This is a genomic window from Stenotrophomonas sp. 22DLJC03, assembly GCF_056861405.1.
The window spans coordinates 16,426-34,393 of sequence record NZ_JBSPUG010000005.1; the positions used below are offsets into that span (position 1 = coordinate 16,426).

Genomic DNA, 17,968 nt, shown 5'->3' on the forward strand with positions numbered 1-17,968 from the left:
CGCATCACCGGCTCGGGTCGCGTTCCGGGCTCGGCCGCTTGGCCAGCTTGCGCTGCAACGAACGCCGGTGCATGCCCAGCAGGCGCGCGGCCGCCGACACATTGCCGCCGGTCTCGTGCATCGCCTGCTGGATGTGTTCCCACTGCAGGCGGCTGATCGGCGTCATCGCATCGGGCACTTCCATTTCGCCATCGTCGGCCGGACCATCGTCTTCCTCGCCGAGTGCGCGCAGGATCATTGGCACCGTGGCCGGCTTCGGCAGGTAGTCGTCGGCGCCGAGCTTGATCGCCTCCACCGCGGTGGCGATGCTGGCGTAGCCGGTCACCAGCAGGATCCGCATGTCCGCGCGCAGGGCGCGCAATGGCTGGATCAGGGCCAGGCCGGAATCGCTGCCCAGTTTCAGGTCGATCAGCGCGAACGCCGGCGGATGCTGGCGGGCCAGCGCCAGTGCACTGGCGGCGTCCTGCGCGGTCTGCGTTTCCAGCCCCTTGCGGGCCAGGCTGCGCTGCAGCGTACGAAGGTACAGCTCGTCGTCGTCGACCAGCAGGCCCAGGGTGGAATGGTGAATGCTCATGGGGTGTCCTCGCGTGGGGCCAGCGGCAGGCGGAAGCCGACGCGGCTGCCGGCCCCCTGGGCCGGGCGCATCCACATCTCGCCGTCGAGGCGTTCGATGGTGGCATGGGACAGGGCCAGGCCAACGCCCATGCCCTCACTCTTGCTGCTGCCGAACAGCCTGCCCGGCAGGACGGCGGCACGGGCGTCGAAGCCATGGCCGTAGTCGCGGACTTCGCCGATCAGGTCGTCGCCTTCGATGCGCAGGTCCAGGTCCACGCGCGGCCGGCCGGCCTGTTCGCCGGCATCGGCGGCATTGTTGAGCAGGACCATCAGCAGATGGCCCACGCCCGGATCCAGCGGCAGCCGCAACGGCGCATCGTCGTTGCGATGCAGGTCGATGGTCGGACGCACCAAACGCCACTGCTCCAGCACCTGCTGGGCGCTGGAATGGCTGCGTCCCGGTGCATCGGCCGAGGCCGGCGCGGCCAGCGCCAGCACCCGTTCACGGCACTGCACCAGCAGCTCGCGCAGGGTTTCCATGTCTTCGCGTACTTCCGGCTCTTCGCTGCGCTCGGCGACGTCATCGGCGAGCAGGGTCATGGTCGCCAGCGGCGTGTTCAGTTCATGCGCCACCGAGGCTGCATGGGTGGCCAGGGCGACGATGCCCTCGTTGCGGGCGAAGCGCTCGCGCAGTGCCGACAGTTCAAGCTCACGCTGGCGCAGCGCCAACGCCAGGCGGGTGGAGAAGGTCAGCACGACCGCAGCGGAAATCAGGAAATTGGCGACCACGCCCCAGCGGTTGAGGTCCTGCCCGCGGAAATAACCGTCCGGCAACGGCTGCCCGAAAATACCGCTGGCGGCATAGCCGAGCAGGCAGGCCAGTGCCACCGCCAGCGCCCAGCGCAGGGGCAGGGCGAACGCGGCCAGCGCGATCAGGATCAGGAACAGCGAGCTGAACGGGTTGGCCATGCCGCCGCTCCAGCCCACCATCCAGGTCAGGATGATCACGTCCACCAGGATGTGACCGAATGCGGTCAGCGGCGCTGTGTCGGCCGCTTCCGGGCGCAGCTGGGTATAGATATTGAACAGGGTCAGTACGGCCACGCCGGCCCACAGCGGCAGCTGCGGCAACGGCAGGCCCAGCACCCAGGTGGCGACCAGGATCGTGGCGGCCTGGCCACCTACGGCAAGCCAGCGCAGGCTGCACAGGGTTCGGAGAAACGGGGCGTCGGGACCGGTCATTCACGCTCATCGTATGCGTTCACGCGTGGACGTGCCTGCGACAATCGGCCGCAGCCGTGCCGGCGGCTGAATGCGAGTCACCCCGAATGCGGGGGCGAGCGGTAGAATGCGCCCATGCACGACGCCGTCACCCGCCCGACTCCGCCCTCCGATGCCACCTCCTGGCCGCGCCGCCAGACCCATGCCGTCCAGATCGGCGGGGTTACCGTAGGCGGTGGCAAGCCGGTGGTGGTGCAGTCGATGACCAATACCGACACCAGCGATGTGGCCTCCAGCGTGAAGCAGGTGGCCGAGCTGTGGCGGGCTGGCTCGGAAATGGTGCGTCTGACCGTCAACACGGTTGAAGCGGCCGCGGCGATCCCGCGCATCGTCGACAAGCTGGCGATGATGGGCATCGACGTGCCGCTGATCGGCGACTTCCACTACAACGGCCACCAGCTGCTGACGGCCGAGCCGGCCTGCGCCGAAGCACTGGCCAAGTACCGCATCAACCCGGGCAACGTGGGCTTCGGCAAGAAGAAGGACCTGCAGTTCGCGCAGCTGATCGAGTTCGCCATCCGCTACAACAAGCCGGTGCGCATCGGTGCCAACTGGGGCTCGCTGGACCAGGCCCTGGCGGCGAAGTTGATGGACGAGAACAACCACCGCGAACAGCCCTGGGACGCCGGCCGCGTGCTGCGCGAGGCGCTGATCCGTTCGGCGCTGGACTCGGCTGAGCAGGCGGTGGAGATCGGCCTGCCGCGCGACCGCATCGTGCTGTCGGCCAAGGTCAGTGGCGTGCAGGAACTGATTGCGGTGTACCGCGACCTGGCCCAGCGTTCGGATTTCGCCCTGCATCTGGGCCTGACCGAGGCCGGCATCGGCAGCAAGGGCATCGTCGCCTCGTCGGCCGCGCTGAGCGTGCTGCTGCAGGAAGGCATCGGCGACACCATCCGCATTTCGCTGACCCCGGAGCCGGGCCAGTCGCGTACGCAGGAAGTGATCGTCGCCCAGGAACTGCTGCAGACCACCGGCCAGCGCGCCTTCACGCCATTGGTCACGGCCTGCCCGGGCTGTGGCCGTACCACCTCCGAGTTCTTCCAGGAGCTGGCCAAGGTGGTGCAGAGCCATGTGCGCGAAAAGATGCCGATGTGGAAGATCCAGCACCCGGGTGCGGAGAACATGACCCTGGCGGTGATGGGCTGCATCGTCAACGGGCCGGGCGAGTCGCGGCACGCCAACATCGGTATTTCGTTGCCGGGCACCGGTGAAACCCCGGCTGCGCCCGTATTCGTCGATGGCGAAAAGAAGGTGACCCTGCGCGGCGAGAACATCGCCCAGGACTTCGTCGCCCTGATCGACGACTACGTCGAACGCACCTATGTCCGAAACGCCGGATAAGCCTGCGATCCTCGCTGCACCGGAGTCCGCCTCCGGTTTCCGCCACTGGATGGCGAGCAATGCCTGGCGCCTGCTCCTGCTGTTCGGTGGCGTGCTGTTGCCGTTGGCAGGCTTTGTCGCCCTGGCCGACGAGGTGCACGAGTTTGAATCGTTCCATTTCGACGCGCCCCTGCTGTGGCAGATGCATGGCCTGCATTCGCCGCTGCTGGACCGCTTCTTCGTGCTCATCTCCAAACTGGGCTACGAGTGGTTCCTGATTCCGGCCGACGTGCTGATCATCGGCGTGCTGCTGGGTTACCGGCGCTGGCGCGAGGCCACCTTCGTGGCGGTCAGCTTCGTTGGCTCGGCACTGTTGAACATGGGCAGCAAGCACTTCTTCCAGCGCCAGCGGCCCAGCCTGTGGGAATCGATCGCGCCGGAATCGACGTTCAGCTTCCCCAGCGGCCATGCGATGGGCTCGATGACCCTCGCGGTAACCCTGGTGCTGCTGGCCTGGAACACCCGTTGGCGCTGGCCGGTGCTGCTGCTGGCACCGGCGTTCAGCCTGCTGGTCAGCGTGTCGCGGGTCTACCTGGGGGTGCATTACCCCTCCGACATCCTGGCCGGATGGTGTGCCGCGCTGGTTTGGGTGGTAGGGTGCTATCTGGTCATGTTCAGTCGCCGGCACCCATGGCGACGTCACGGCTCGCCGCCAGCGAAGGCCAGCGAAGCATCATCACAGGGGGAATGACGTGGATGGCCCCTCCGGGGCGTCTACGTAATAGATCAGTTGTTTCGTTGCAGCAGGTTCTGCAAGACAGGGGGCAAGCACAACGCGCGGTAATGTGATGCGCAAGGCAGATCGCCGGCGCCGCATTCCGGACGCGCTTGCAGGGTATCGGCACCCTGCCTAGCTTGACCTGCAATGGCCGCATTCGAAGAGGTACGTGAATGACGATTCGAGTCTACCTGGTGGATGACCACGCGCTGGTCCGCACCGGGATGAAGATGATTCTGTCGGGGGAAACCGACATCGAGGTGGTGGGCGAAGCCGAGACCGGTGAAGACGCGCTGCGTGAAGTCCGCCAGCTGCTGCCGGACGTGGTGTTGTGCGATCTGCACCTGCCGGGCGTAAGCGGCATGGAAGTGACCGAGCGCATCGTCCGCAGCCACCGCAACACCCGCGTGGTGATCGTATCGGTGCTGGAGGACGGCCCGCTGCCGAAGCGCCTGCTGGAAGCCGGCGCTGCCGGGTACATCGGCAAGGGCTGCGATGCGCAGGAGCTGCTGCGTGCGGTGCGCGACGTGGCCGGTGGCCGCCGCTACCTGGGCACCAGCATCGCGCAGAACCTGGCGTTGTCGACGGTGGAGGGCAACGGTTCGCCGTTCGACAGCCTGTCACCGCGCGAGCTGGAAGTGGCGCTGCTGCTGACCCAGGGCCTGCGCCAGGAAGACATCGCGCGGCGCTTGAGCCTGAGTGCGAAGACGGTGAACACGCACAAGGCGCGGTTGTTCGAGAAGATGGGAATCCACGACAACATCGCGCTGGCGCGGATGGCCAGCCAGTATGGGCTGGTGGATCCGGCGCGGCCGCTGTAAGGGTTTTCGGCCAACGGCTGAGCCCCTCGCGGTGTGCGGCAGGATTCGTGGGGTTGGCCCTGCGGAGGGATTGCGCAGGGGACGCCGTGAATCCATCCCTGGAGGCTCGGGCGCGCCATCCATGGCGCTTACGCCCCTGCGCAATCCCTCCGCAGGGCCACGGACAGTTTCCGTGCGCCGCCACCGCGGAATGAAGAAGGAAGAGCAGGAGCGGGTCGCGCGCTTTGCGCGCTCGTTGCCCGGGGTCGGATCCCTTTCCCGGTGGGAAAGGGCTCTGACCCCTGATGATGCCGGAGCCGAGCGCGGGCTCGGCTCTACATCTTGATGTGCTCAGTGGCCGCGCACGCGCTGGATGATCTTCGCGGCGTCGGCGGCGCTGGCGCGCACCTTGTCCCATTCGCCGTCGGCGATCCAGTTGCCCGGCACCATCCACGAACCGCCGATGCAGACCACGTTCTTCTGCTCCAGGTATTCGGCGGCGGTGTTTTCGGTGATGCCACCGGTCGGGCACAGCTTGAGGTCGGCGACCGGGCCGGCCAGGCCCTTGATCATCGCCAGCCCACCCACGGCAGTGGCCGGGAACAGCTTGCACACGCGGAAGCCGCGCGCATACAGCGACAGCAGCTCGGTGGGCGTCGCCGCACCCGGCACTACCGGCAGCGGTGCCGCCGCCAGTGCATCGGCCAGTGCCGGTGGCGTACCCGGCGTCACCAGGAAGTCCGCACCCGCATCGATCGACTGCTGCATCTGCTCCACGGTCAGCACCGTACCGGCACCCACCACCACGTCCGGCAGCTCACGCTTGAGCATCGCCAGCGCTTCCATCGCCACCGGCGTACGCAGCGTCAACTCGATCGCCGGCAGGCCACCTTCCAGCAGCGCCGCACTGACCGCACGCGCCTGGTCCAGCGTATGAATCGTCACCACCGGCAGGATGCCCGCCGCATGCAGCAACTCCGCCGCCTTCACCTGATGTTGTTCGATACCCATGCTTTTGCCCTTGCCTTTGCTCTTCTTGATTCAGTGGCCGCAGCGCAAATGACGCGCCGGGAGTTGTCCAAGGGCAGTAGAGCGCCCTGGCCGGGACCGTGAGCGGCATGGATGCCGCGATCGAGCCCCCATGGATGGGTTTACGGCGTGTCCCGGCCAGGGCGCTCTACTGCCCAAGCCGGGAAGCCTTCCGCGGCTTTTCGCTTCAGGCGTCTTTCGCCTCATGCGGCGCCGCCGCCGCCGCGGCATCGTGCCCCAGCTCGTACTCCGCATCGTAGTCCCACGGCCCACCATCGGCCGCCGCCGGCCCGCACGAAATTGAAATCGCACCCTGGTCGGCCGGCCCCACCACGCGACGGTTGATCGCGAACAGGTTGCGACCCAGGTCGTGCGCTGCCGGTGCCGTGTTCGGCGCCAGCGGACGTGCGGCCCATTCGGCCGCATCCACCAGCACTTCCAGCGTGCCGGCCTCGCCATCAAGGCGGATCATGTCGCCTTCGCGTACCTTGCCCAGCGGACCACCACGTGCGGCTTCCGGCGTCACATGGATCGCCGCCGGAATCTTGCCCGAGGCACCGGACAGGCGGCCGTCGGTGACCAGCGCCACGCGCCGGCCCTGGTTCTGCAGCAGGCCCAGCAGCGGCGCCAGCGAATGCAGTTCCGGCATGCCGTTGGCGCGCGGGCCCTGGTAGCGCACCACCGCCACGAAATGCTCCGGCAGCATGCCCGCGGCGTGCAGCTTGTTCAGCACCTGCGGCGCATCGACCACTACCGCCGGTGCTTCAATCGTGCGGTACTGCGGCTTCACTGCCGACAGCTTGATCAGTGACTTGCCGAGGTTGCCGCGCAACAGGCGCAGGCCTCCCTGATGTTCGAACGGATTGTCGACACCACGCACCACCTCTTCGTCGGCGCTGTGTTCCAGGCCCGGCAGGTAGACCAGCTTGCCGTCGCGCAACTGCGGTTCGCGCGCATAGTCGGCCATGCCGCCGCGCGCCACGCTGACCAGGTCGCCGTGCATCAGGCCGGCCTTGATCAGTTCGCCGAACACGAAGGCCGGGCCGCCTGCTGCGGCGAAGCGGTTTACATCGGCTTCGCCGTTCGGGTAAACGCGGGCCAGAAGCGGAATCAGCTGCGACAGCTCGTCGAAGTCGTCCCAGGTCAGCACGATGCCAGCTGCGCGTGCCACCGCGATCCAGTGGATGGTGTGGTTGGTCGAACCACCGGTTGCCATCAACGCAATGACCGCATTGATGATCGCGCGCTCATCGATGATCCGGCCGAGCGGACGGAAATCATCGCCCAGTGCGGTGATGTCCAGCGCACGTTCGGTGGCTTCGCGGGTCAAAGCATCGCGCAACGCCGTGTCCGGATTGACGAACGATGCGCCCGGCAGCTGCACGCCCATCGCTTCCAGCAGCACCTGGTTGGAGTTGGCGGTGCCGTAGAAGGTGCAGGTGCCCGCACCGTGGTAGGACGCCGATTCGGCTTCCAGCAGTTCCTCGCGGGTGGCCTCGCCGGCGGCGTAGCGCTCGCGCACTTCGGCCTTCTGCTTGTTAGGGATGCCCGGCGTCATCGGGCCGGCCGGCACGAACACCGCCGGCAGGTGGCCGAAGGCCAGCGCACCGATCAGCAGGCCGGGCACGATCTTGTCGCACACGCCGAGATGGATGGTGGTGTCGAACATGTCGTGGCTGAGGCCGATGGCGGTCGCCTGGGCGATTACATCGCGCGAGAACAGCGACAGCTCCATGCCGCCGCGGCCCTGGGTGACGCCGTCACACATCGCCGGTACCGCGCCGGCCACCTGTGCCGTTGCGCCCAGCTCACGGGCCATCGCGCGGATCTGATCGGGATAGGTCTCAAATGGCTGGTGCGCCGACAGCATGTCGTTGTAGGCGGTGATGATGCCGAGGTTCGGCGTCACGCCACCGCGCAGGCGGCTCTTGTCAGTGCCACCGCAGGCGGCGAAACCGTGGGCGAGGTTGCCGCAGCTCAGGCGGCTGCGGAACGGGCCATCGCGCAGTGCGGCGTCGATCGCGGCCAGATAGGCGGCGCGCGAGGCGGCGCTGCGGCGGATGACACGTTCGGTGATGGCTTGCAGTTGCGGATGGAGGCTCATTGGCTACCGGCGTTCGTGGTGGCGAGAGGCAAGCGGCGGCAGAGCGCCGCCGCCAACATCAATCAGCCCAGTGGACGCGCAGGCGCGCGCCTTCCAGGTTGATCGCATTGAGGATCGGGTACTGCTGGGCATCGTTGCTGTCCAGCGCCTGGCGCAGCACCTGCAGCTTCTGCTTGCCGCGCAGCAGCAAGAGGCGCTGGCGGCACTGGCGCAGGCCATGCGGGGTCAGGGTGATGCGCAGCGGCCACTGGTTGGCACCCGGACAGCCGGTGGCGTCCAGCGCGGCATAGGGCAGGGTGCTTTCCAGTGCACGGGCCAGGTCCTTCGAGCCGGGGAACAGTGAGGCGGTGTGGCCGTCGTTGCCCATGCCCAGCGCCACCAGGCTCGGCGGCTGGCTGTGCTGCGCCTGCAGGTTGGCGGTGTACACGCATTCCGGAAGCGGCTTGCCGATCCGCACCAGCGGATCGAAATGCGCACCCTCGGCGCGCTTGAGCAGATTCTCGCGCACCAGCCAGGCATTGCTGTCGCGATCCTGCGGCGACAACCAGCGCTCATCGGCCAGGCTCACTTCCACCCGGTCCCAGTGCACGTCCAGCTCGGCCAGTGCCTGGTACACCGGGGCCGGTGTGGTGCCGCCAGACAACAGGATGCGCGCGCGGCCCACTTCGTTGATGTCACGGTTGAGGATCTGCGCCATCTCGGCGGCTACCGCCTCGATCCAGCCATCGGCATCGCCGTGGTTGATGAACTCGATGCGGTCGTCGTGGAAAGTGGGGCTCATGCGGCAACTCCAGGTGCGTCACGTTCGGCGTCGGTGGCATAGGCGGCGGCGCCCAGCAATCCGGCGTGGGGGTGCATCACGGCCAACGAGGGAACCCGCGCCATGATCGAGGAGAAGCGGCCCTTGTGCTCGAAGCGCTGGCGGAAGCCGGAGTGCTGCAGCGAATCGAGCATCTTCGGGGTCAGGCCGCCGGTCAGGAACACGCCGTCCCAGGCGCCCTGGGTCAGCACCAAGTCACCGGCGATGGCGCCGAACACGGCGCAGAACACGTCCACGGTGCGCATCGCCTGCGGATCACCATGCAGGGCACGGGCGGTCACGTCCACCGGCTGCAGCTGGCCCGGGTCGATGCCGGCCATCTCGCACACGGCGCGGTGGATGTTGACCAGCCCGGGGCCACAGATCAGGCGCTCGTTGGAGACGCGGCCGAACTGTTCGGACAGGATCTCCAGGATGCGGATCTCCTCCGGAGTTCCCGGCGGGAAGCTGACATGGCCGCCTTCGGTTTCCAGCGGGTAGCAGCGGCCGTGGCGCAGGATCAGGCCACCGACACCCAGGCCGGTACCCGGACCGATCACCGCGTAGTTGCGCGGCTGGCCGGGCTTGCCGGGGACCCAGGCGGCACCACCGACCTGGACCACGTCATCGGGCTGCAGCAGTGAAATCGCCATCGCCTGTGCGGCGAAGTCGTTGATCAGGTGCAGTTCGTCGAAACCGAGCATGGCCGCGGTACGGCTGCGCGAGATCACCCACGGATGGTTGGTGATCCGTGCTTCATCACCATCAACCCGACCGGCCACCGCGAACACGCCCCGGCTGGCGGTAGCGCCGATCTGTTCGAGATGGTGGCGGGCGGCATCACCCAGCGATGGGAATTCCGCCACGGCGTACTCACGGATGCTGTCTTTTTGCAGCGGCGCATCCAGCGAGGTGTCGGCCAGGGCAAAGCGGGCGTTGGTGCCACCGATGTCGGCGACCAGCACCGGCTGTGAGCTGGCGCTCATGCCGATGCCTCGCTGTCCGGCGCATCCACGCCCTGCGGCAGGAAGCCGGTCGCGTTGTCCGGGCCCCACTGGCCGGCGGGGTAGGGTTCCAGCGGCAGCTTCGCTTCCTTCCAGGCATCGGCCACGCTGTCGATCCAGGCCCAGGCCGCACGCACTTCGTCGTCGCGCACGAACAGCGTGTGGTTGCCGTTGAAGGCGTCCAGGAACAGGCGCTCGTAGGCGATGCGGCGATGCAGGCCGGTCGGCACCGACAGTTCCAGTTCCAGCGGGTGCAGTTCCAGCGCACCCCATTCCGGGCCGGCCAGGCTGCTCATCAGGCCCAGCTCGATGTTCTCCTGCGGCTGCAGCTGGAACACCAGCCGGTTCGGTGCGGCCTGCGCGCGCTGCGGGCGCTCGAACAGCCAGTGGGTGACCGGCTTCAGCGTGACCACCACGCGGGTGGTGCGCTCGGGCAGGCGCTTGCCGGTGACCAGGTGGAACGGCACGCCGCTCCAACGCCAGTTGTCGATATGTGCGGTGACACCGGCGAAGGTCTCCACGTCGCTGCCTTCCGGCGGCTGGTAGGCCTGTGCCGGCTGGCCGTTGATGGTGCCGGCGGTGTAGCGGCCGCGGATGCTGTCACGTGCGGCGTGCTTCGCGTCGAGCGGGCGCAGGGCGCGCAGCACCTTGACCTTCTCGTCGCGGATGCGGTCGGCTTCCAACGAGGCCGGCGGTTCCATCGCCACCATGCACAGCAGCTGCAGGATGTGGCTCTGCACCATGTCGCGCAGCGCGCCGGAGCGGGCGTAGTAGGCATCGCGGCCGTCCACGCCTTCGCTCTCGGCCACCAGGATGTGCACCGACTCGATGTAGTTGCGGTTCCACACCGCTTCCAGCAGCGTGTTGCCGAAGCGCAGCGCGATCAGGTTCTGCACCGCCGCCTTGCCCAGGTAGTGGTCGAGGCGGAACACACGGTCCTCGTCGATCCACTGGCCGATGGTGCTGATGATTTCCTCGGCGCTTTCGCTGTCGCTGCCGATCGGCTTCTCCAGCATCAGGCGTGCCGGCGCGGCGAGGGCGCCGCCCTTGGCCAGGCCTTCGCAGGTGGAGATGTACAGGCCCGGCGGAATGGCCAGGTAGCTCACGCACTTGCGATGCACCAGATCGGAGACCGCAGCGGCGACCGAGTCGACGTCGCGCAGGTCGACCGAACGGTAGTCGATGCGGCGCAGCAGCGCGGCGATGTCGTCCTGGCTGGCCATCGGCATGGCCTGCTGCAGGCGTGGCCGCAGGATGTCATGGAAGGCTTCGGTGTCATGCCCGGACAACGCCAGTGCGCGGATGCGGAAGTCCTCCGGCAGCAGGCCGTCGCCAAGCAGGCGAAGCAGCGAAGGGAACAGATAGCGCTGGGCCAGATCACCTGTGGCACCGAACAGGAAGAGGGTGTCGTGCATCGCTCGAGTTTCAGATCCGGGTGACATCGTTGTCAATCGCTTCATGGCTGGGTTCGGGGGACATCCGCGCAACTGCCTGTCCGAGGTTCGTCCGGAGCGTTCTCCGGGGCTCCGGAAGACCGTTCCATTCGAAACCACTGCTTCGGCAGAACCTTCGTTCAACCGCCGACGCAGATCGGTGCGCACCGATCATCGGATAGTGCCACGTGAAAACGTTTACATGGCAGAATGGGCAACTGTATTCGATTGCAGTGCTCGCCGTCATGCGGCAGGCGCGCAATCATCACTGCCATCGGGAGGGCCGAGGCAGTCCCAAAAGACAGCCCGGCTTCGGGCGGACCGGATAGGTGATATGGCAAAAGTGCAGTTGCAGGGTGTGCGCAAGGTCTACGACAACGGCCAGGTCGCGGTGAAGGACGCCACCTTCGAGGTCGCCGATGGCGAGCTGATGGTGCTGGTCGGTCCGTCCGGCTGTGGCAAGTCGACCCTGCTGCGGATGGTGGCTGGCTTGGAGGAGATCAGCGGCGGCACGCTGACCATCGGCGATCGCGTGGTCAACGACGTGGCGCCGAAGGATCGCGACATCGCGATGGTGTTCCAGAGCTACGCGCTGTATCCGCACATGACCGTGGCCGAGAACCTGGCCTTCGGCCTGAAGCTGCGTGGCCATGACAAAGCCACGATCGACAAGCGCATCAGCGAGGCGGCGCAGACGCTGGGCCTGACCGAGATGATGGACAAGCTGCCCAAGGCGATGTCCGGTGGCCAGCGCCAGCGTGTCGCGCTGGGCCGTGCGCTGGTGCGCGAACCGGCGGTGTTCCTGCTCGACGAGCCGCTGTCCAATCTCGATGCCAAGCTGCGTCACAGCGTGCGCACCGAGATCGCCCAGCTGCACCGCAAGCTGGGCACCACCATGATCTACGTGACGCACGACCAGGTCGAAGCGATGACCCTGGGCCAGCGCATCGTGGTGCTGAAGGACGGCATCATCCAGCAGATCGATACACCGATGGCGCTGTATGACCGCCCGGCCAACCTGTTCGTGGCCGGTTTCCTCGGCAGCCCGGCGATGAATGTGCTGCGTGGCACCCTTGAGGGAGATGCTGGTGGCGTGACCGTGGTCGATGGCGAATGGCGTGCTCCGCTGGGCCAGGCCACGATTGATCCGGCCTGGCTGCAGAAGCCGATCGCAGTGGGTGTGCGTCCGGAGCACCTGCAGCCGGCCAGTGCTGATGATGCGCATGCATTCACCGCGCGTATCGAGGGCATCGAGCCGGTCGGCAACGAGATCTTCGTCAACATGAGCAGCGGCCAGCATGCGCTGACCATGCGCGTGGCGCCGCAGTCGCTGCCGCGCGTGGGTGAGGACATCCGCGTGGCGATCCACCCGCAGGGCCTGCATTTCTTCAACCCGGAAAGCGGCGAACGCCTGTAAGGAGTAGTGCCGGCCGCTGGCCGGCAACCTCAACCATGCGTGGGTGCCGGCCAGCGGCCGGCACTACCTTCCTTCATCCACCGGGTTCAGCGCGCCAATCCGTCCAGCAAGGGCACGCGCTGCGCGATGGCATCCCCCACCTGCAGCTCAGCGTCACTGGTTTCCAGCGGCAGTACCGCCAGCGCCAGTTCGCCGGCCACGCTGGCAATGGTGCCCAGCACCGCGCCGTCCTGCTGCACGCCATCACCGGCCTGGGCCTGTGCTGCGGTATGCAGCAGCTGCACCGCGCGCTTGGCCTTGCCGAGGAAGTGGGTGCGGGCAACGATCTCCTGGCCCGGATAGCAGCCTTTCTTCACGCTGTAACCATTCAGGCGGTCCAGCCCCAGCTGCTGCGGCGTCCACACCTCGCGCTGGCTTTCTTCCAGCCGCGGCAGGCCATAGCGCAGGTCGGCCTGGCGCCAGGCAAGAGCGAAAGCGGCCTCATCGGCCTCGCTGCCGGCGTCGAAGGCCTCGGTCGCGCCAATGCGCAGGGTGCGCGGCAGCGCGTCGCTGCCGAGGTCCAGCTCCCAGCCGTCACCTGTGATCTGCGCAATGGCGGCGCCGCTGGCGGCCTCGGGCGCAGTGAACGCACCGGCCACGGCCAGATCGCTGCGCACCAGCACCTTCATCTTGCGGCGGAACACGAAGCGCTGCAGTTGCGACGCAATCGCATCGGCGTCGCCGTCGGCCAACACCAACAACACATGGTCTTCGGTCAGCCTAAGCAGCTGGAACACCGCCAGGGTGCGGCCCTTGGCGCTCAGCCAGGCGCTCCACTGCCAGTGCAGCAGGGGCAGGGCAGTGACATCACCACTGAACTGGGCATGGGCGAATACGGCCGCATCCGGGCCCTGCAGGCTCAGCAACTGGTGGCCGGGCAGGCGCGGATATCCGACGAAAGCAGGGGGCAGGTTGTCAGGCACGTGAACGAGGTCTAAAATTTGTGCGTTGCGAGACCAACAATGATAGGCCAAACAACCCCCACTCCCGACGACGAATCTGAAGCCCCGCTGGTCCCCGCGGCACCCGTGCCCGTGGAACAGGAAAAAGCAGAGGAATTCGGCGGCCGCGGCGGACTTGATCCGGTGCGGTATGGCGATTGGGAGAAAAACGGACGCTGCATCGATTTCTGATCAGCATTGAGCCAACGCGGCCGTGTGCCGCCCAGCCGAGACAACGAGCCCAGCGAATGGCGACCAGACAACGCCCACTTTCCCCGCACCTTCAGGTGTATCGCTGGCAGATTCAGATGGCCACCTCGATCCTGCATCGAGCCACTGGCGTCTTTCTGTCTGTTGGTGCCCTCATCATCGCCGCCGGCCTGCTGGCCCTGATGATGGGGCCCGATTCCTGGAACTGCTTCACCGGCCATGCCGGGGCCTGGTATGGCCGCGTGTTCCTGTTCGCGTGGACATGGTCGTTCGCCTATCACCTGTGCAATGGCATCCGCCATGTGGTGCAGGACTTCGCCATCGGCTTCAGCATCCCCGCCTTCATCCGCAGCAGCTGGCTGTCGGTCACCGGCAGCCTGGTGATCACCCTGCTGGTGTGGGCCTATGTGATGTTCGGAGGTGCCGCGTGAGCAAGTTCCGTACTCCGCTGAAGGGTGTGCGCGGCCTTGGTTCGGCCAAGACCGGCACCGAGCACTTCGTGCACCAGCGCCTGACCGCCGCCGCCCTGGTGGCGCTGGGCATCTGGTTCCTGGTCTTCGTGCTGGGCCTGCTGGGCTCGGACTACGCGACCGCCGCCGCCGCCGTGGCCAAGCCGTGGAACGCAGTGCCACTGATCGGCCTGCTGATCGCCATGTTCTGGCACGCGCAGCTCGGCATGCAGGTCGTGCTGGAAGACTACATCCACGAATCGCTGCTGGCCCTGGTGCTGCAGACCGCGGTGAAGTTCGTCGCCGTGCTCGGCATGATCGTCAGTGTGTTTGCGGTGGGCCGCATCGCCCTCGGCGTTGCCTGAGCCCAGGCACCTACACAGGAATCCAGATTAGATGTCCGCTTACAAGATCACCGAACACAAGTACGACATGGTCGTGGTGGGCGCCGGCGGCGCCGGCCTGCGCGCCACGTTCGGCCTGGCCGCCAAGGGCCTGCAGACCGTGTGCCTGACCAAGGTCTTCCCGACCCGTTCGCACACCGTTGCCGCCCAGGGCGGTATCTCGGCCGCACTCGCCAACATGGGCGAGGACGACTGGCGTTACCACTTCTTCGACACCATCAAGGGCTCGGACTGGCTGGGCGACCAGGACGCCATCGAGTACATGTGCCGTGAGGCCATCCCGGCCATCATCGAGCTCGAACACTACGGCGTGCCGTTCTCGCGTACCGCCGAGGGCAAGATCTACCAGCGTCCGTTCGGTGGCATGACCACCAAGTACGGCGAAGGCCCGGCGGCGCAGCGTACCTGCGCGGCGGCCGACCGTACCGGCCACGCGATGCTGCACACCCTGTACCAGCAGTCGCTGAAGCACGACGCGCGCTTCATGATCGAGTACTTCGCGCTCGACCTGATCTTCGATGACGAAGGTGCCTGCCGCGGTGTGCTGGCCCTGGACATGTCCGACGGCACCCTGCACCTGTTCCGCGCCCAGGGCGTGGTGCTGGCAACCGGCGGTTACGGCCGTGCCTACTTCAGCGCCACCTCGGCGCACACCTGCACCGGCGACGGTGGCGGCCTGGCCATGCGTGCCGGCATCGCCATGCAGGACATGGAGTTCGTGCAGTTCCACCCGACCGGCATCTATGGCGCCGGCTGCCTGATCACCGAGGGTGTCCGCGGTGAAGGTGGCATCCTGCGCAACAGCAGTGGCGAGCGCTTCATGGAGCGTTACGCACCGCACTACAAGGATCTGGCCTCGCGCGACGTGGTCAGTCGTTCGATGACCATCGAGATCCGCGAAGGCCGCGGCGTCGGCGAGCACAAGGACCACATCCTGCTCGACCTGACCCACCTCGGCCCGGGCGTGATCGACGAGAAGCTGCCGGGCATCGCCGAGAGCGCCCGCATCTTCGCCGGCGTCGACGTGCACAAGCAGCCGATCCCGGTGATCCCGACCGTGCACTACAACATGGGCGGTATTCCGACCAATTACCACGGCGAAGTGGTGCGCAAGGATGGCGACAACCCCGATGCGGTGATCCCTGGCCTGTACGCGATCGGCGAAGCCGCCTGCGTGTCGGTGCATGGTGCCAACCGCCTGGGCTCGAACTCGCTGCTGGATCTGGTGGTGTTCGGTCGTGCGGTGGCCAACCGCTGCGCCGAGACCATCAAGCCGGGCGCGTCGCACAAGCCGCTGGCGTCTGATGCCTGCGACAAGGCACTGGGCCTGCTGGACAAGCTGCGCCACGCCAACGGCGATACCCCGACCTCGGTCATCCGCGATCGCATGCAGCGCACCATGCAGGCCGACGCGGCCGTCTTCCGCACCAGCCAGACGCTGAAGGAAGGCTGCGAGAAGATGGACAAGATCTTCGACTCGTTCCAGGACGTGAAGGTCTCCGACCGTTCGCTGGTCTGGAACTCGGACCTGATCGAGACCTACGAGCTGAACAACCTGCTGCTCAACGCGGTGGCGACGATCAACTCGGCCGAACAGCGCAAGGAAAGCCGCGGCGCGCATGCGCACGAGGACTTCCCGGACCGCGACGACGTCAACTGGCAGAAGCACACCTTGGTCAGCGTCGACGAGAAGGGCAAGTGCAGCTTCGACTACCGTCCGGTGCACATGTACACGTTGACCGACGACGTGTCCGTAGTGCCGCCGAAGCCGCGCGTGTACTGATCCGACCCCGCCTACCATGCAATCCGCGCCCAAGGGCGCGGGCCGCCTGAGCCAACGAGAGCAGCCATGGCCGAGTTTTCACTCCCCAAGAATTCCAAGATCACGAAGGGCAAGCACTTCCCCGTCAAGAACGGCGGCAAGAACGTGCGCACCTTCAAGATCTACCGCTGGAGTCCGGACGACGACAGCAACCCGCGCACCGATACCTATGAAGTCGATCTGGACGCCTGTGGCCCGATGGTCCTGGACGCCCTGATCAAGATCAAGAACGAGATCGACCCGACCCTGACCTTCCGCCGCTCCTGCCGCGAAGGTATCTGTGGTTCGTGCGCGATGAACATCGACGGCACCAACACCCTGGCCTGCACCCGAGCCATCTCGGACTGCGGCAAGAAGGAAGTGCCGATCTACCCGCTGCCGCACATGAACGTGGTCAAGGATCTGGTTCCGGACCTGACCCACTTCTACGCGCAGTACGCGTCGATCAAGCCGTGGATCCGCACCCAGACCCCGGCACCGCCGGACCGTGAGCGCCTGCAGTCGCCGGAAGACCGCAAGAAGCTCGATGGTCTGTACGAATGCATCCTGTGCGCCTGCTGCTCGACCAGCTGCCCGAGTTACTGGTGGAACGGCGAGCGTTACCTGGGCCCGGCGATCCTGCTGCAGGCCTACCGCTGGATCATCGACTCGCGCGATGAGGACACCGGTGCCCGCCTGGACGATCTGGAAGATCCGTTCAAGCTGTACCGCTGCCACACCATCATGAACTGCGCCCGCACCTGTCCGAAGGGCCTGAACCCGGCGCTGGCGATCGCCGAGATCAAGAAGCTGATGATGGAACGCCGCGCCTGATCGGGCCTGGCCGTACCCGGTAGAGCCACGCCACGCGTGGCTGTGCCACCCCAGTAGAGCCACGCCATGCGTGGCTTTGCTGTATCTGGAGAAACACGATGGAAGAAGATGTTCTGCTGAAGAAGCTGCGCTGGCGCTGCCGCCGCGGCATGCGTGAGCTGGACCAGCTGTTCGGCCGTTACCTGGACCACGAGTGGAGCACTGCGCCGACCGAAGAGCGCGAGGTTTTCCTGTTCCTGCTCGACTGCGAGGACGATAAGTTGTGGCGCTGGTTCATGGGATATGAGGCCTGCCCGCATGCGCACGCGATCCCCCTCATGCAGAAGATCCTCGCCCTCAAGCCTTGAGTGGCGGCCATCGCGGCTGCAGGCCGCTGCCCAGTTGGCGGTGCTGCTGGCCGCGCCCTGGCTCCTGCGCGCGACGGAGTTGCCGCCGCGCCTGCTGATGCCGGCCGTGCTGCTGGCTTGGCTGATGGGGCTGGCGGAGCTGGCCTGGCGCCAGCGCAGGCCACGCGTGCAGGTGCTTCTGCCAGTACCGCCCGACCCGCTGCAGGTGGCAGGGCAGGGCGTCGATGCACCACGGCTGGTCGTGCGTGGGCCTTGGCTGCTGTTGCTGTGGCGTGAGGATCGGCGCCGCCGGCGCCTGTTGTTCTGGCCCGATGTGCTCGATCCCGGGCAGCGACGTGAACTGCGACTGGCCGTGGCCGCACGTGCCGTTTCCCGTAGGCCCCGTACGATGGCACCATAAGCTGAATTGACTGGCGTGCCTGC

At 66.7% G+C, this 17,968-nt stretch carries 19 protein-coding genes; 11 read left to right on the plus strand and 8 right to left on the minus strand.

Annotation, left to right across the window (positions count from 1 at the left end):
* Positions 1 to 4: 4 nt before the first annotated feature.
* Both AC13GA_RS16580 and AC13GA_RS16585 read right to left on the minus strand, forming a co-directional pair.
* Positions 5 to 574, minus strand: a complete 570-nt coding sequence (locus AC13GA_RS16580) for a response regulator transcription factor (protein ID WP_046986022.1) — start codon at positions 572 to 574, stop codon at positions 5 to 7.
* Positions 571 to 1,797 carry an ATP-binding protein gene (locus tag AC13GA_RS16585; RefSeq protein ID WP_046986023.1) on the minus strand — a complete coding sequence of 409 codons (1,227 nt, stop codon included), beginning with the start codon at positions 1,795 to 1,797 and terminating at the stop codon, positions 571 to 573. Before AC13GA_RS16585 ends, AC13GA_RS16580 begins: the two co-directional genes overlap by 4 nt.
* Before the next feature lie 114 nt (positions 1,798 to 1,911).
* Here AC13GA_RS16585 and ispG point away from each other — a divergent pair, with 114 nt between their 5' ends.
* From ispG to AC13GA_RS16600, 3 genes are all read left to right on the plus strand, one after another.
* Positions 1,912 to 3,177 (plus strand): flavodoxin-dependent (E)-4-hydroxy-3-methylbut-2-enyl-diphosphate synthase, encoded by a 1,266-nt coding sequence (gene ispG / locus AC13GA_RS16590; RefSeq protein WP_012510704.1) that lies wholly within the window; start codon positions 1,912 to 1,914, stop codon positions 3,175 to 3,177.
* Positions 3,158 to 3,907 (plus strand): phosphatase PAP2 family protein, encoded by a 750-nt coding sequence (locus tag AC13GA_RS16595; RefSeq protein WP_482998565.1) that lies wholly within the window; start codon positions 3,158 to 3,160, stop codon positions 3,905 to 3,907. Before ispG ends, AC13GA_RS16595 begins: the two co-directional genes overlap by 20 nt.
* 200 nt (positions 3,908 to 4,107) lie before the next feature.
* Positions 4,108 to 4,755 (plus strand): response regulator, encoded by a 648-nt coding sequence (locus AC13GA_RS16600; protein WP_004153112.1) that lies wholly within the window; start codon positions 4,108 to 4,110, stop codon positions 4,753 to 4,755.
* A gap of 330 nt (positions 4,756 to 5,085) precedes the next feature.
* On the opposite strand, the gene eda is transcribed toward AC13GA_RS16600, so the two are convergent.
* The 5 genes from eda to zwf form a co-directional block, all read right to left on the minus strand.
* The gene (eda, locus tag AC13GA_RS16605) at positions 5,086 to 5,745 is read right to left on the minus strand and encodes a bifunctional 4-hydroxy-2-oxoglutarate aldolase/2-dehydro-3-deoxy-phosphogluconate aldolase (protein ID WP_049434194.1); all 660 of its coding nucleotides are present in this window, start codon (positions 5,743 to 5,745) and stop codon (positions 5,086 to 5,088) included.
* 205 nt (positions 5,746 to 5,950) lie between these two features.
* Entirely contained in the window at positions 5,951 to 7,867 is a 1,917-nt protein-coding gene (gene edd, locus AC13GA_RS16610) for a phosphogluconate dehydratase (RefSeq protein WP_295377978.1), read from the minus strand.
* Between the two features lie 58 nt (positions 7,868 to 7,925).
* Positions 7,926 to 8,648, minus strand: coding sequence for a 6-phosphogluconolactonase (pgl, locus tag AC13GA_RS16615; protein ID WP_482998566.1), 723 nt, complete (start codon positions 8,646 to 8,648; stop codon positions 7,926 to 7,928).
* Positions 8,645 to 9,652 carry a glucokinase gene (glk, locus tag AC13GA_RS16620; protein WP_014036799.1) on the minus strand — a complete coding sequence of 336 codons (1,008 nt, stop codon included), beginning with the start codon at positions 9,650 to 9,652 and terminating at the stop codon, positions 8,645 to 8,647. Before glk ends, pgl begins: the two co-directional genes overlap by 4 nt.
* Positions 9,649 to 11,085, minus strand: a complete 1,437-nt coding sequence (gene zwf, locus AC13GA_RS16625; protein ID WP_136638822.1) for a glucose-6-phosphate dehydrogenase — start codon at positions 11,083 to 11,085, stop codon at positions 9,649 to 9,651. The genes glk and zwf overlap by 4 nt, the downstream gene beginning before the upstream one ends.
* 352 nt (positions 11,086 to 11,437) lie before the next feature.
* On the opposite strand from zwf, the gene AC13GA_RS16630 reads away from it, so the two are divergent.
* Positions 11,438 to 12,520 (plus strand): ABC transporter ATP-binding protein, encoded by a 1,083-nt coding sequence (locus tag AC13GA_RS16630; protein ID WP_136638821.1) that lies wholly within the window; start codon positions 11,438 to 11,440, stop codon positions 12,518 to 12,520.
* Positions 12,521 to 12,606: 86 nt separating this feature from the next.
* Here AC13GA_RS16630 and ygfZ read toward each other — a convergent pair whose 3' ends face one another.
* On the minus strand, positions 12,607 to 13,482 hold the full coding sequence (gene ygfZ / locus AC13GA_RS16635; protein ID WP_482998567.1) for a CAF17-like 4Fe-4S cluster assembly/insertion protein YgfZ: 876 nt from the start codon (positions 13,480 to 13,482) through the stop codon (positions 12,607 to 12,609).
* A gap of 39 nt (positions 13,483 to 13,521) precedes the next feature.
* On the opposite strand from ygfZ, the gene AC13GA_RS16640 reads away from it, so the two are divergent.
* The 7 genes from AC13GA_RS16640 (at position 13,522) to AC13GA_RS16670 (ending at position 17,945) form a co-directional block, all read left to right on the plus strand.
* Positions 13,522 to 13,692 carry a DUF1674 domain-containing protein gene (locus tag AC13GA_RS16640; RefSeq protein ID WP_005409075.1) on the plus strand — a complete coding sequence of 57 codons (171 nt, stop codon included), beginning with the start codon at positions 13,522 to 13,524 and terminating at the stop codon, positions 13,690 to 13,692.
* 56 nt (positions 13,693 to 13,748) lie between these two features.
* On the plus strand, positions 13,749 to 14,141 hold the full coding sequence (gene sdhC, locus AC13GA_RS16645) for a succinate dehydrogenase, cytochrome b556 subunit (RefSeq protein ID WP_136638819.1): 393 nt from the start codon (positions 13,749 to 13,751) through the stop codon (positions 14,139 to 14,141).
* Positions 14,138 to 14,524 carry a succinate dehydrogenase, hydrophobic membrane anchor protein gene (gene sdhD, locus AC13GA_RS16650; protein ID WP_004153152.1) on the plus strand — a complete coding sequence of 129 codons (387 nt, stop codon included), beginning with the start codon at positions 14,138 to 14,140 and terminating at the stop codon, positions 14,522 to 14,524. Before sdhC ends, sdhD begins: the two co-directional genes overlap by 4 nt.
* Before the next feature lie 31 nt (positions 14,525 to 14,555).
* The gene (gene sdhA / locus AC13GA_RS16655) at positions 14,556 to 16,346 is read left to right on the plus strand and encodes a succinate dehydrogenase flavoprotein subunit (RefSeq protein WP_004153153.1); all 1,791 of its coding nucleotides are present in this window, start codon (positions 14,556 to 14,558) and stop codon (positions 16,344 to 16,346) included.
* A gap of 66 nt (positions 16,347 to 16,412) precedes the next feature.
* The gene (locus AC13GA_RS16660; RefSeq protein WP_005409079.1) at positions 16,413 to 17,198 is read left to right on the plus strand and encodes a succinate dehydrogenase iron-sulfur subunit; all 786 of its coding nucleotides are present in this window, start codon (positions 16,413 to 16,415) and stop codon (positions 17,196 to 17,198) included.
* A 98-nt stretch (positions 17,199 to 17,296) separates the two neighbouring features.
* Entirely contained in the window at positions 17,297 to 17,545 is a 249-nt protein-coding gene (locus tag AC13GA_RS16665; RefSeq protein ID WP_005409080.1) for an FAD assembly factor SdhE, read from the plus strand.
* Entirely contained in the window at positions 17,496 to 17,945 is a 450-nt protein-coding gene (locus AC13GA_RS16670; RefSeq protein ID WP_046987011.1) for a hypothetical protein, read from the plus strand. The genes AC13GA_RS16665 and AC13GA_RS16670 overlap by 50 nt, the downstream gene beginning before the upstream one ends.
* Positions 17,946 to 17,968: the final 23 nt, after the last annotated feature.

Excerpts from the sequence above, each read along its gene's own strand:
- AC13GA_RS16580 (WP_046986022.1), bottom strand. The coding sequence starts at position 574 with ATGAGCATTCACCATTCCACCCTGGGCCTGCTGGTCGACGACGACGAG.
- AC13GA_RS16585 (WP_046986023.1), bottom strand. The coding sequence starts at position 1,797 with ATGACCGGTCCCGACGCCCCGTTTCTCCGAACCCTGTGCAGCCTGCGC.
- ispG (WP_012510704.1), top strand. The coding sequence starts at position 1,912 with ATGCACGACGCCGTCACCCGCCCGACTCCGCCCTCCGATGCCACCTCC.
- AC13GA_RS16595 (WP_482998565.1), top strand. The coding sequence starts at position 3,158 with ATGTCCGAAACGCCGGATAAGCCTGCGATCCTCGCTGCACCGGAGTCC.
- AC13GA_RS16600 (WP_004153112.1), top strand. The coding sequence starts at position 4,108 with ATGACGATTCGAGTCTACCTGGTGGATGACCACGCGCTGGTCCGCACC.
- eda (WP_049434194.1), bottom strand. The coding sequence starts at position 5,745 with ATGGGTATCGAACAACATCAGGTGAAGGCGGCGGAGTTGCTGCATGCG.
- edd (WP_295377978.1), bottom strand. The coding sequence starts at position 7,867 with ATGAGCCTCCATCCGCAACTGCAAGCCATCACCGAACGTGTCATCCGC.
- pgl (WP_482998566.1), bottom strand. The coding sequence starts at position 8,648 with ATGAGCCCCACTTTCCACGACGACCGCATCGAGTTCATCAACCACGGC.
- glk (WP_014036799.1), bottom strand. The coding sequence starts at position 9,652 with ATGAGCGCCAGCTCACAGCCGGTGCTGGTCGCCGACATCGGTGGCACC.
- zwf (WP_136638822.1), bottom strand. The coding sequence starts at position 11,085 with ATGCACGACACCCTCTTCCTGTTCGGTGCCACAGGTGATCTGGCCCAG.
- AC13GA_RS16630 (WP_136638821.1), top strand. The coding sequence starts at position 11,438 with ATGGCAAAAGTGCAGTTGCAGGGTGTGCGCAAGGTCTACGACAACGGC.
- AC13GA_RS16640 (WP_005409075.1), top strand. The coding sequence starts at position 13,522 with ATGATAGGCCAAACAACCCCCACTCCCGACGACGAATCTGAAGCCCCG.
- sdhC (WP_136638819.1), top strand. The coding sequence starts at position 13,749 with ATGGCGACCAGACAACGCCCACTTTCCCCGCACCTTCAGGTGTATCGC.
- sdhA (WP_004153153.1), top strand. The coding sequence starts at position 14,556 with ATGTCCGCTTACAAGATCACCGAACACAAGTACGACATGGTCGTGGTG.
- AC13GA_RS16660 (WP_005409079.1), top strand. The coding sequence starts at position 16,413 with ATGGCCGAGTTTTCACTCCCCAAGAATTCCAAGATCACGAAGGGCAAG.
- AC13GA_RS16665 (WP_005409080.1), top strand. The coding sequence starts at position 17,297 with ATGGAAGAAGATGTTCTGCTGAAGAAGCTGCGCTGGCGCTGCCGCCGC.
- AC13GA_RS16670 (WP_046987011.1), top strand. The coding sequence starts at position 17,496 with ATGCGCACGCGATCCCCCTCATGCAGAAGATCCTCGCCCTCAAGCCTT.